This window comes from Reichenbachiella sp., assembly GCF_965233835.1.
Taxonomy (GTDB): Bacteria; Bacteroidota; Bacteroidia; order Cytophagales; family Cyclobacteriaceae; genus Reichenbachiella.
On sequence record NZ_OZ247585.1, the window covers coordinates 3,933,838 to 3,946,376 of the forward strand.

A 12,539-nucleotide genomic window follows, 5' to 3' on the forward strand; every position below is an offset into this window, starting at 1 on the left:
ACCCTGACGAAATCGCCAGGGTCTTCAATATCTACTGAGTAATCAGCTTATTTCAACTGATCCACTACTGCTTTGAAAGCTTCTGGGTGATTCATTGCTAAATCAGCCAATACTTTTCTATTCAATTGAATATCAGAGGCAGTCAATTTGCCCATGAACTGAGAGTAAGACAAACCGTGCTCTCTTGCACCAGCATTGATTCTCTGAATCCACAATTTTCTGAATTCTCTTTTCTTAACTTTTCTGTCTCTGTATGCGTAAGTGAGACCTTTTTCAACGGCGTTTTTAGCAACCGTCCATACATTCTTTCTTCTTCCGAAATAACCCTTGGCTAATTTCAGAACCTTTTTTCTGCGAGCTCTACTCGCTACTGTGTTTACCGATCTTGGCATAATTTTTAACTTTTTTGATTATTGGCGACCTCACTTCCGTCAGATACTTATGAACCAATACTCTGGTGAAAATTTGAACCTAACCTCGTCCTTGACGTGATTAAATGTTTAGCATAGCTTTTACATTAGCTTCATCTGACTTGTGGACTAAGCCCATTTTAGTCAAGTTTCGCTTCTGCTTGGTTTCTTTCTTAGTCAAGATGTGGCTTTTGAAAGCGTGCTTTCTTTTGATTTTACCAGATCCTGTCAGCTTAAACCTTTTCTTAGCTCCTGCTTTAGTTTTAACTTTTGGCATTTGTATATATTGATAAAAAATTAATTCTTCTTTTGAACCTTAGGAGAAAGCATCAAAAACATTCGTTTTCCTTCCAATTTTGGAAGTTGCTCCACCTTGGCGTGTTCTTCAAGAGATTGAGCAAATTTCAATAATAAAATTTCCCCTCTATCCTTGAACACAATGGTACGACCTACAAAGTGCACATAAGCTTTCACTTTTGCGCCCTCCTTCAAAAACTTAATGGCATGCTTTAATTTGAAATTAAAATCATGATCATCAGTATTAGGACCGAACCTGATCTCCTTCAACACGCTTTTATGCGCCTTGGATTTGATCTCCTTTTGTTTCTTCTTTTGTTCGTACTTAAACTTAGAATAATCGGTAATCTTACAAACTGGAGGATCAGCGTTAGGTGAAATCTCCACTAAGTCCAACCCCTGATCTTTCGCCATGTTAATGGCTTGTGAAGTCGGATATACATCGACCTTTACATTTTCACCTACCACCCTAACTTCTCTGGCAGTGATTCGATCATTTACTTTGTAGGGTTCTTCGACACGACCTCTAAAGCCACGTCTTTGGAATCTTTGTTTAGCGATTTTTACTTAAGTTTTAGATTAACAAAATTTTTCGAGGTGCAAATATCGACATTATTTATATAAAAACAATAATGACGCTTTGTATTCACACATTTATTTACACCCATGATCGTCTATGAAGACCATATTTTCAAATATAACTCGTACGACCTTATACACCTTATTATATAGTACAATTTTTTAAATCAATATTTACCCCAAAAACAGCGGAATTTCACCCCCTTTTTACCACTTTTTGAGATTGCTAAAATTAGTTTGGCATTAATACTTTAAATATCTTTCTTTGCACAGATTTTTAAACCAAACAATAATAAAATGTCTGATATAGCACAAAAAGTTAAATCAATTATTATCGACAAGTTAGGAGTAGAAGAGTCTGAAGTAAGCAACGAAGCGAGCTTCACAAACGACTTGGGTGCTGACTCTTTAGACACTGTCGAATTGATTATGGAATTTGAAAAGGAATTCAATATTTCTATTCCAGACGATCAAGCTGAGAATATCGGTACTGTAGGACAAGCTATCGAATACCTAGAAGCGAACGCAAAGTAATTTAATCATACCTAAACAGGGAACTAGCATATATGCAATTAAAGCGAGTTGTAGTTACCGGCATTGGAGCTCTCACACCTATAGGGAATACCGCCGCAGAGTATTGGCAAGGACTTTCTAAAGGTGTGAGCGGCGCTGCTCCCATCACCCGTTTCGATGCGGAAAAATTCAAAACCCAGTTTGCTTGTGAAGTGAAAAATTACGACCCAAACGATCATTTTGATCGTAAGGACGCCCGTAAGATGGATCTTTTCACACAGTTTGCTCATATCGTAGCAGACGAAGCTGTTCTAGACGCCGGACTTGATCTGGATAAGTTAGACAGCAACAGAGCTGGAGTAATCTGGGGAGCTGGCATTGGTGGACTGAAAACTTTCCAAGACGAAGTGATGAACTTCGCTGGAGGAGATGGTACGCCTAGATACAACCCCTTCTTCATTCCGAAGATGATTGCTGATATCGCCCCTGGTATGATTTCTATCAAGTATGGCTTTAGAGGACCAAACTTCACTACAGTGAGTGCTTGTGCCTCAGGAACTAATGCCATCATCGACTCATACAACTACATTCGATTGGGAATGGCAGATGTATTTATTACCGGCGGATCAGAAGCTGCAGTTTGCGAATCTGGTGTCGGTGGATTCAATGCTTTGAAAGCATTGTCCGAAAGAAATGACTCTCCAGAAACAGCCTCAAGGCCATTTGATAAAGACAGAAATGGATTTGTACTAGGCGAAGGTGCTGCTTCTTTAATATTGGAGGACTATGATCACGCCGTTGCGCGTGGCGCAAAAATTTATGCCGAGTTGATCGGAAGTGGTATGTCAGCTGATGCCTATCATATGACTGCCCCACACCCAGAGGGAATTGGAGCAACTAACGTAATGCTTAATGCATTAAAGGATGCCAATTTGAATCCAGAAGATGTTGATTATATCAATGTACATGGAACTTCTACCCCACTTGGAGATGTGAGTGAATCAATGGCGATACAAAATGTATTTAAAGAACACGCCTACGACTTAAATATTTCATCTACCAAATCAATGACTGGTCACCTTCTTGGTGCTGCTGGAGCCATTGAAGCGGCGGCATGTGTGATGGCTATTCAAAATGGAGAAGTCCCTCCTACCATCAACCATTTCTCCGATGATGAAGCATTCGATCCGAAATTGAATTTCACGTTTAACAAATCCCAAAAAAGAGACGTAAAGGTGGCACTAAGCAACACCTTCGGATTTGGAGGTCACAATACTTCCATCATTTTCCGTAAATTTGAAGGGTAATTTGTAAAACTAATTTAAAAGCCGCTGCTGTTATTCAGAAACGCTAAAGACCGGAAGTTTGCCGTTTTGTTAAAACGAATCATTGGATTTAATCCGTCCAATCTGAAGCTGTATGCCCTTGCGATGAGACACAGTTCTGCGGCGCAAGAAAGTCGTAAAGGGTTTTTAGAATCAAACGAACGCTTAGAATATCTGGGTGATGCCGTTTTGGGCATGGCTGTGGCCGAGTATCTTTTTAACAAGTACCCATTTAAAGATGAGGGGTTTCTTACTGAAGTCCGTTCGAGAATGGTGAATCGCGAACACCTCAATCAATTAGCCAGAAAGATTGGATTGGCTGATGTGATCAAGTACAACGGTCAACTCAAAGCCAATGGACAGTCTTTCAAATCTATCTATGGTGATGCGCTGGAAGCATTGGTTGGGGCCGTATATCTCGACAAGGGCTTTGCAGCCACCAAAAATTTCATTTTCAAAATGTTGATCATCCCACATATTGATTTGGATGAAATCATCAACAACAACACCAACTTCAAAAGCAAAATTATAGAGTGGTCACAAAAAGAAAACAAAGACCTTCGTTTTGAAGTAGAAGAACAAGACAATCAAAAGCATTTTAAGAAATTTGAAGCCAAAGTGTTTGTAGGAAAAAAAGAAATCAGTGTTGGCCATGGATTGAGCAAGAAAAAAGCCGAACAAAACGCTGCAGAAAAATCTTGCCAGGTACTCAAAATTGAATAGAACTTTCGAAATCGACTCATGAGCCAAATCCGAATTGCAGGTGCCTGCCTCAACCAAACTCCGATCGACTGGGACAACAATGTCACTAACATTAAAAATGCGATCCAGGAGGCTCAGGAAAAAGACACGAAAATATTATGCCTGCCTGAACTAAGTATCACCGCCTATGGTTGCCAAGATCTCTTTCTTAGCGAGTGGCTCATTGAAGAGGCTATCAAACAATTGCTAACCATTGTTCCACTTTGTCAAAACATAGCGGTAGCCGTCGGTCTTCCCATCCTACATAATCGAAAAACATACAACACTACATGTCTCATTCAAAATGGGGAAATCTTGGGATTTTATGCCAAGCAAATTTTAGCCAATGAAGGCATCCACTATGAACCCAGATGGTTTTCTCCCTGGCCAAGTGGTGTAGAAGAAACACTAACCATTGCCGGAGGAAATTACCCCATTGGAGATTTGACTTTTCATGTTGATGGTATTCATGTGGGTTTTGAAATTTGTGAAGACGCATGGAACGAATCAAGACCGGCCTGCAGACTTTATGAAAAAGGAGTAGACTTAATTTTGAATCCAAGCGCTAGTCATTTTGCCTTCGGCAAACATAAAACCCGAGAAAACCTGATTGTATCGAGCAGTCTCAATTTTGAATGTCACTACTTGTATGTCAACCAACTGGGCAATGAATCTGGCAGAGTCATTTACGATGGAGATATCATTTTGGCCAGTCACGGCCAGTTGCTTGCTACCAATAAAAGATTCTCCTTCCTTCCTTATCAAATAATGACCTTTGACATTGACGTCAAAAACAAAAAGTATGACCAAACCGACCATGTGGATGACATCGATAATAACAGAGATTTTGCTAAAGCAGCATCTTTAGGTCTCTTCGATTATCTCAGAAAGAGCCGGGCGAAAGGCTATTCCTTATCACTAAGCGGTGGTGCCGATTCATCATCTATTGCTGTTTTGGTGGCAGAGTTGGTTCGAAATGGCGTGAAAGAATTGGGTATTGAGTCATTCACAAAAGCAATCGGTCAAGAATTCGAAGCAATTCAAAACCTTGCAAAAGAGGATGCAATCAAACATTTGGTCAACAAAATTCTAATCACAGCTTATCAGGGTACAAAAAACTCCTCAGACGACACTTTGAATTCCGCAAAATCTTTGGCCGAATCCATAGGTGCTCAATTCAAACAATGGGAAGTAGATGATGTAGTGCATACCAATCATGAGATCATTGAACAAGCCATAGGACGAAAACTTACCTGGGAGCAGGATGACATTGCCATGCAAAACATTCAGGCTCGAACACGATCTCCTTTAATCTGGATGATTGCCAATATTACAGGCACCATTCTACTTACTACTTCCAATCGTAGTGAAGGCGATGTAGGCTATACCACTATGGATGGAGACACCAGCGGAAGCTTGGCTCCTATCGCTGGCGTAGACAAGCCCTTCTTGCTTCAATGGCTAAAGTATGCAGAAAAAGAATTGGGTTATTCTGAGCTATCCCATGTGAATAGTCTAACACCTACTGCCGAACTACGCCCAAAAGAGTTTACCCAAACTGATGAGGATGATTTGATGCCTTACCCCATTATGGTTCAAATTGAAAGACTAGGGATATTCCAAAGGAAATCACCATTGGAAGTTTATCAGATGCTGATTCAAGAAATAGATATTGATTCGGAATTACTCAAGAATTACATTAGAAAGTTCTACAAACTGTGGTCAACCAATCAGTGGAAACGTGAACGACTGGCTCCATCCTTTCATCTGGATGATTTTAATGTAGATCCTAAGACTTGGTGTAGATTCCCTATCCTTTCAGGAAGTTTCGTAGAAGAGCTAAAAGCTCTTGATGAAGTTTAGTATTTTCTATCTAATACTTCTTTTAGTAAGATGGCTCTTCGTACCCCGTCGTAATCAGAAAGCATTTCTTCAATATCACCCGCCATGCTGTCTTCCTCCTCCTCTTCTACTGCAAAATGAATATCTCTTTGAAATTCCGGTTTCTTTCTTTCCAATGGTTTGTGAGGTACAATATCGATAAGATCATCTTCGTCCAATGCTTCAACATTTTTCTTTTGATAATCTACAAGCTCTGTAGCTAACACTGGCTCCGGTGCCGGCTGCAATGGTTTTTCTTTTTCATCTTTTGTAAAAGCAGGAGTTTGCTCTCCCGTTAGTTCTTTCAATATATCTTCAAAAGTAGGTGCAGGTTTTTTGGTCGGCTTCGGAGTGTCCAATTCCTCGTATTGATCTACTTCAGCCGGAATGTCTCGATTTTTCTTCTTACCAAATAGTTTTGACAAAACGTAAATAGCGCCTAAAACCAAGTAGTACAATATTGAATCATCCATGTGTCAAATGTAATTAAATTTCATTGATTGCAGACCATATTCATCCTGTTGAAAATGTGGTTTAATTGTTAATAAGTTTGATATTGGGCTCGATTGACCTTTCGGAAATAATTCTAAATTTGTTGGTTCTGAAAAAAGTGTATACTGCATGCAACTGACCAAGTTAGAGATTAAAGGATTCAAAAGTTTTGGTGACAAGGTGGTCATCAATTTTGATGAAGGCATTACGGGAATTGTGGGGCCAAATGGCTGCGGAAAGTCTAATGTGGTAGATTCCATCCGTTGGGTTCTAGGGGAGCAAAAGGTGAAGTCCTTACGCTCTGAAAAGATGGACAACATCATCTTCAATGGGACAAAGAATCGTAAACCGACCCAACTTGCAGAAGTATCACTATCCTTCAAAAACACCAAAAACCTCCTTCCTACCGAATACTCTAACGTAACCATTACCAGACGTTATTACCGATCAGGTGAAAGTGAATACCAACTAAATGGCGTCACCTGTCGACTGAAAGACATCACTAGTTTGTTTCTTGACACAGGTATTGCCTCTAATAGTTATGCCATTATCGAATTGGGCATGGTTGACAATATCCTGAACGATAAGGACAATTCTCGAAGAGGCTTGTTCGAAGAAGCGGCTGGGATTTCCAAGTTTAAAATCCGTAAAAAAGAGACACTTAGAAAACTGAATGATACTGATGCCGACTTGGATCGTGTAGAAGACTTGCTATTTGAAATTGAAAAAAACCTAAAGTCTCTCGAACGACAAGCCAAACAGGCCAAGAGGTATTATCAAATCAAAGAGGATTATAAAACCTATAGCGTTGAACTGGCTAAAACTACTCTTCAGCAACAAAAAGAAAAGCTGGAGAACTTAAAAAAGGCCACAGAAGAAAATAATGACAAGAAAATCAGCCTCAACAAACAATTAGCGGAGAAAGAGGCGCAAACGGAAAAGTCTAAAGCTGATCTGGTAAGTAAAGAAAAAACACTCGCTACCCGGCAGAAAACACTCAATGAGCATGTCAATAAGATCAGACAATACGAGAGTGAAAAGAAGATCAAAAATGAACGTCAGCGCTTCCTAAATGATCGAAGTGACAACCTCAAAGAAATAATAGAACAGGATAGAAAGAGTAGCGAACGCGCTTCATTTTCTATTTCCAGTTTGAGCAAAGAAAAAATCACTTCTGAAAAAATTCTCAGTGAGATTTTTCACAAGCTTGAATCCCTTAAACAAGACTTCGAAGGAGAAAAAGAAAAAAACGAAGAACTTAAGAACCAAGGAGAAGAACTCAATCAAAACTTCATCAATAAAAAAGAAGAAGTTTATCAATTAATCAAATCGCTTGAAATCAAGTCGATTCAAGTAAGCGCACTCAAACAAGAACTTGAAAAAGCAGCTACAGACACTTCTACTAAAACAGAGAACCTTCAAAATTTCGAAAAGCGAATTGCGGAAATTGAGCTGGAGAAAAAGGAAAAGCAGGAGCAATACGACTACCTGAAATCCAAAGATGAAGAACTGAAAAACCGCATCGCTCATTCAGAAAAAACAATAGAAGTCATACGTGAAGAGATGACTCAGGTCAACAGAAAATTAGATGCCTCTCAAAATGAATACAACCTGACAAAGTCTCTGGTAGACAATCTAGAAGGTTTCCCTGAAGCTATTAAATTCCTTAAGAAAGAAACCAGTTGGAGTAAGAATGCCCCACTCCTGTCTGACATCCTCACTTGTCCGGAAGAGTATCGTGTGACTGTAGAAAACTACCTCGAGTCGTACATGAACTACTACATTGTGGACACTGAAGCAGAGGCATTCAAAGCCATTAACATTCTAAGTGATGCCTCTAAAGGCAAAGCTCATTTCTTCATTTTAGATCGTTTTGAAAAATTCAAACCAACTCAAACGGACTTCATAGAAAATGCAGTTGCTGCAACAGAAGTAGTCGAATACGATCCAAAGTACAAAAAGCTGATTAGCTATATATTAGATAATGTGTACATCAGTAGTTTTGAAAACCCTGAAGGAACAGATCATCGAAACACTGTGTTGATAACCAAAAATGGTAAAGTAATAGACAGACAGTTTAGCATTTCGGGTGGTTCAGTCGGGCTATTCGAAGGAAAAAGAATCGGTAGAGCTAAGAATCTTGAAAAACTATCTTCTTCGATCAAGAAACTGACTTCAAAACTCAATGAAGTAAAATCAAATCTGGAAGAAAAAGTAGCTGACCTTAACCGTCTGAAAGAGAATAACTACGAGGAGCAACTAGAACATGTACAAGTCGAATTGGCTCAAATCAAAGAAGAGCATGTATCATTTGCCACCAAACAAGAACAATTCTCAAACCTTCTTACTGAAAACACCAATAAGAGTGAAGATATTCTAGAGAATATCAATGCGCTCAATGAAGAAATCACAGCACTCACTCCTAAAAAGGAGACGGAACAAAAGCTTTTAGATGAACTAGAGCTAAAGAATACAAGCTTTAAAGAAGAACTAATTTCGTACAATGAACTGCTCAATGAAAAATCAGCCGCCTTCAATCAAGAAAATATCCTTTACCATCAGCAGCAAAATAAAGTAGCGAGCGTAGCTCAGGAGATAGCTCACAAAGAAGCCAATCTCGATTCAGCCAAAGATCGAATCGAGAAAAACCAATCAGAGCTGAAACAGACAGATGAAGAAATCCGACAGCTTGTAGAAAAATCGGATTCCAATGATGATCAACTCATCGAAATGTATGAGGAGAAGGATTCCATTGAAACAGCAGTAACTGAAGCCGAGAAAGACTACTATGCCGAAAGGGAGTTAATCGAAACTGTAGAAAAAGAAGCACGAGAAGTGCAACGCGAACGCGAGCAGACTGATATGAATATCATGGAAGTCCAGAACGAGCTGAACGAAACTCGTCTACAACTTTCAAGTGTCAAAGAACGACTGTCCGTCGAATTCAGTATTGATATTGATCAGCTGTTGATCGATGGCAATGAAGATGAAGAAAAGACTGCTGAACTTAAAGATATGAGTGAAACAGAGCTTCGGGCTCATGTAGAAAAAATGAAAAGTCGGATGGACACCATGGGACCTATCAACCCCATGGCTATGGAAGCTTATGAAGAAATCAAAGAACGACACGATTTCATCATCACTCAGAAGGAAGATCTGCTCAAGGCGAAAGAATCACTCATGGAAACTATTAGTGAAATCGATGCTGTAGCGAAGGAGACTTTTGTGGAAGCCTTTGAGAACATCAAATCTAACTTCATCCGCGTATTCCGATCTTTATTTACCGAAGAAGATCAATGTGATTTGAGATTATCTAATCCAGATGACCCGTTGGAGTCTACCATAGAGATCATGGCAAAGCCAAAAGGCAAAAGGCCGTTGAGTATCAACCAGCTTTCTGGTGGTGAAAAAACCCTTACGGCTACGGCATTGCTATTTGCCATCTATTTGATCAAGCCTGCACCATTCTGTATTTTCGATGAGGTGGATGCACCACTCGATGATGCCAATATTGATAAGTTTAATAACATCATTCGAGAATTCTCAAGTGAATCTCAGTTCATCATCGTGACGCACAACAAACGAACGATGGTTTCTACTGATGTAATTTACGGAGTGACTATGGTTGAACAAGGCGTATCTCGAGTGGTACCGGTAGACTTGAAGGAATTGGCCTAAATTTCTTTGTAAGAACTCAACCCTTCCTTCTAATTCATCCATTTTTGAGAGCTTTACAAGAATCATTGTAGGCTGCGCTAAACATTTGATCTGTGCCCCTTTAGAGTTTAATGTGTTGATGAATTCCATTCGACAATACAAAAATCAGCGAAAAACACTTCTGCTTAGCTCTTATCACCCTCCATTCAGCTAAATAAATTCAGCAAACTGCTTTTTGTCTTTAGTCTTATAAGAACATTTAAAATACGTGAATAGACAAAAGATGAAGATTCGTTACTATTTAACCCTTAGTTTATTAGCCTTTGCTATAGTCAGTTGCCAGGAAAAATACACGCCTGCTTCGTACAATGAGGGTATAAACATTACACCAAAACCACTTGAGCTTACTACGAAAGAGGGTTCATTTACCTTAAATAAAACGACCACCTTTGTAACAGGAGAGGATGTCCAACTCAAGCAAGTAGCTGACTTCTTTTCGTCAAAACTTAAAAAGTCTACGGGACTCAACCTTAAGTCTCAAAACAATATAAAAGAGGACAACTTTATTCTTCTCGCACTAGATACTAACCTCGACCTGAATGAAGAAGGTTATACGCTTAATTCAACAAACAAAGGGGTCTCAATAAAAGCCACCTCTCCAAAAGGGATTTTCTATGGCTTAAGTACATTGATGCAACTGTTACCCGCAGAGGTGGAATCTCAGTCGCTGGTTAACAATGTAAACTGGACAGTTCCAACCGTAGAAATAAGAGATGAACCTCGGTTCTCCTGGCGTGGATTTCATATGGATGTTTGTCGTCACTTTATTTCGTTAGAAGAGATAAAGAAGCATATAGACATGCTTTCTGTTTTCAAAATCAACAAGTTTCACTGGCACCTTACTGAGGATCAAGGTTGGAGGATTGAAATCAAAAAATACCCAAAGCTAACTACGGTGGGCGGTACAAGAACCGAAGCTGACGGTTCTACTCACGCTGGATTCTACACTCAAGAAGAAATTAAAGAAGTAGTGGCTTATGCTGCTGAAAGATATATCGACGTAATTCCAGAAATAGAAATGCCTGGTCATGCGCTAGCTGCCCTATCAGCATACCCAGAACTCTCATGTAACGAAGGCTCTTATACTCCCAGAATCATATGGGGTGTAGAAACGGATGTGTTCTGTGCAGGCAAAGACGAGGTTTTTGCTTTCCTAGAAGATGTAATAGAAGAGATCATTCCATTATTCCCTTATGAATACTATCACATGGGTGGTGATGAGTCACCTAAGGATCGATGGAAGACTTGTGCTAGATGTCAAAAAAGAATCAAAAAAGAAGGTTTACATGACGAACATGAATTGCAAAGTTACTTCATGACCAGAATGGAGAACGTACTAAAAAAGCACAACAAGAAAATGGTTGGCTGGGATGAAATCCTTGAAGGTGGAATCTCCGATTCTGCGAATGTTATGTCATGGAGAGGTGAAGAAGGTGGTATAGCTGCAGCCAATGCAGGTAATGACGTAATTATGGCTCCAGGGGCATGGATGTATCTAGATAAGTATGAGGGAGATTATAAAATCGACCCAGTTACTATAGGCGGCCTACTCCCTATCAAGAAAGTTTACAACTACGAGCCAATCCCAGCTGATATAGACTCGTCTAAAGCTCACCATGTATTGGGTGCTCAAACCACCTTGTGGTCGGAATACATCTATCAAGAAGAGCTTTCAGAATACAGAATGTACCCAAGAGCCTTAGCTTTGGCGGAATTGACCTGGACAGCTAAGAACAAAAAGGACTACAAAGATTTTGAGCAACGACTCAATAACCAAATGGTACGATTGGACGGCCATGACATGGACTATTACGTTCCAATGCCAGAAGGGCCTACCTCCCAAATAGCATTTATAGATAGTGCTGTTTTAGAATTCAACACACCTCGACCGGTAGACAGAATGGTTTACACCACTGATGGCAGTAAGCCAAATCTGGCATCTAAGACTTACCAGGAACCTTTGGTGTTCGATACTGATGCTACACTCAAAATTGCCTCCGTACTACCACAAGGTAAAATGAGTCGAATCAGAACTATAACAATCGAAAAACAAGAGCTGTCTCCGGCTGTGGAAACCAAAGCCATCAAACAAGGGTTAGTTGCAAAGACCGCTTATGGCAAATTTCTTAGCACAAGTGACTTGGAAGGAATTGATGAGTGGAAGGAAAAACCACTAGACTCTCTGGCTCAAGTAAACACTACCTTGTATTGGGGATTTATTATCGATGAAGATAGATTCAGAGCTGAAATTATCGAGGGATACATTGATATACCAGAAGACGGTGTTTACTTCTTTGCAAGTAATCAGGATCAAGTTTGGGTGGACAATGAATTAGTCATCAACAACGACGGCTTTGTGAAACGCTTCTCACAAAACGACGGGTCCAAAGCCTTAGCCAAAGGACTACACAAGTTGAAAGTAATCTATCTGAATAATGTATACCGAGGATGGGCTTCCGACTGGAACACAGTAGAAGTACAGATAAGAAAATCTACTCATGAACAGTTTAAGCCGATCACGGCAGATATGACTTTCACTAATGGGAATGCAGAATTACTGACTAGCAACTAGGAATAGCCTGCA

Annotated in this window: 10 protein-coding genes; 6 read left to right on the plus strand and 4 right to left on the minus strand. The window is 39.8% G+C overall.

Going from position 1 to position 12,539, the window contains the following annotated elements; all coding sequences use genetic code 11:
• Nucleotides 1-47 precede the first annotated feature (47 nt).
• The 3 genes from rplT to infC form a co-directional block, all read right to left on the minus strand.
• Complete coding sequence (gene rplT, locus ACO6S2_RS16605) at nucleotides 48-392, minus strand: 50S ribosomal protein L20 (protein WP_422359683.1); 345 nt, start codon at nucleotides 390-392, stop codon at nucleotides 48-50.
• Nucleotides 393-492: 100 nt separating this feature from the next.
• Nucleotides 493-687 carry a 50S ribosomal protein L35 gene (gene rpmI, locus ACO6S2_RS16610; RefSeq protein WP_420583406.1) on the minus strand — a complete coding sequence of 65 codons (195 nt, stop codon included), beginning with the start codon at nucleotides 685-687 and terminating at the stop codon, nucleotides 493-495.
• Nucleotides 688-707: 20 nt separating this feature from the next.
• On the minus strand, nucleotides 708-1,268 hold the full coding sequence (gene infC, locus ACO6S2_RS16615; RefSeq protein WP_420583440.1) for a translation initiation factor IF-3: 561 nt from the start codon (nucleotides 1,266-1,268) through the stop codon (nucleotides 708-710).
• 315 nt (nucleotides 1,269-1,583) lie between these two features.
• On the opposite strand from infC, the gene ACO6S2_RS16620 reads away from it, so the two are divergent.
• From ACO6S2_RS16620 to nadE, 4 genes are all read left to right on the plus strand, one after another.
• Complete coding sequence (locus ACO6S2_RS16620) at nucleotides 1,584-1,820, plus strand: acyl carrier protein (RefSeq protein WP_084373960.1); 237 nt, start codon at nucleotides 1,584-1,586, stop codon at nucleotides 1,818-1,820.
• A gap of 32 nt (nucleotides 1,821-1,852) precedes the next feature.
• Nucleotides 1,853-3,106 (plus strand): beta-ketoacyl-ACP synthase II, encoded by a 1,254-nt coding sequence (fabF, locus tag ACO6S2_RS16625; protein ID WP_422359684.1) that lies wholly within the window; start codon nucleotides 1,853-1,855, stop codon nucleotides 3,104-3,106.
• A gap of 66 nt (nucleotides 3,107-3,172) precedes the next feature.
• The gene (gene rnc / locus ACO6S2_RS16630) at nucleotides 3,173-3,847 is read left to right on the plus strand and encodes a ribonuclease III (protein ID WP_422359685.1); all 675 of its coding nucleotides are present in this window, start codon (nucleotides 3,173-3,175) and stop codon (nucleotides 3,845-3,847) included.
• An 18-nt stretch (nucleotides 3,848-3,865) separates the two neighbouring features.
• Nucleotides 3,866-5,728, plus strand: coding sequence for an NAD(+) synthase (gene nadE, locus ACO6S2_RS16635; RefSeq protein ID WP_422359686.1), 1,863 nt, complete (start codon nucleotides 3,866-3,868; stop codon nucleotides 5,726-5,728).
• Here nadE and ACO6S2_RS16640 read toward each other — a convergent pair.
• Nucleotides 5,725-6,219: a hypothetical protein gene (locus ACO6S2_RS16640; RefSeq protein WP_422359687.1), complete on the minus strand. Its 495-nt coding sequence runs from the start codon at nucleotides 6,217-6,219 to the stop codon at nucleotides 5,725-5,727. The two genes, nadE and ACO6S2_RS16640, sit on opposite strands and share 4 nt — an antisense overlap.
• A 148-nt stretch (nucleotides 6,220-6,367) precedes the next feature.
• On the opposite strand from ACO6S2_RS16640, the gene smc reads away from it, so the two are divergent.
• Together smc and ACO6S2_RS16650 are read left to right on the plus strand one after the other, a co-directional pair.
• A complete protein-coding gene (gene smc / locus ACO6S2_RS16645) occupies nucleotides 6,368-9,916 on the plus strand; it encodes a chromosome segregation protein SMC (protein WP_422359688.1) in 3,549 nt (1,182 codons plus the stop codon).
• A 262-nt stretch (nucleotides 9,917-10,178) separates the two neighbouring features.
• Nucleotides 10,179-12,527: a family 20 glycosylhydrolase gene (locus ACO6S2_RS16650; protein WP_422359689.1), complete on the plus strand. Its 2,349-nt coding sequence runs from the start codon at nucleotides 10,179-10,181 to the stop codon at nucleotides 12,525-12,527.
• Nucleotides 12,528-12,539 lie beyond the last annotated feature (12 nt).

Coding starts and splice junctions, on each gene's coding strand:
- rplT (WP_422359683.1), bottom strand. CDS start 392: ATGCCAAGATCGGTAAACACAGTAGCGAGTAGAGCTCGCAGAAAAAAG.
- smc (WP_422359688.1), top strand. CDS start 6,368: ATGCAACTGACCAAGTTAGAGATTAAAGGATTCAAAAGTTTTGGTGAC.
- rpmI (WP_420583406.1), bottom strand. CDS start 687: ATGCCAAAAGTTAAAACTAAAGCAGGAGCTAAGAAAAGGTTTAAGCTG.
- fabF (WP_422359684.1), top strand. CDS start 1,853: ATGCAATTAAAGCGAGTTGTAGTTACCGGCATTGGAGCTCTCACACCT.
- ACO6S2_RS16620 (WP_084373960.1), top strand. CDS start 1,584: ATGTCTGATATAGCACAAAAAGTTAAATCAATTATTATCGACAAGTTA.
- nadE (WP_422359686.1), top strand. CDS start 3,866: ATGAGCCAAATCCGAATTGCAGGTGCCTGCCTCAACCAAACTCCGATC.
- ACO6S2_RS16650 (WP_422359689.1), top strand. CDS start 10,179: ATGAAGATTCGTTACTATTTAACCCTTAGTTTATTAGCCTTTGCTATA.
- ACO6S2_RS16640 (WP_422359687.1), bottom strand. CDS start 6,219: ATGGATGATTCAATATTGTACTACTTGGTTTTAGGCGCTATTTACGTT.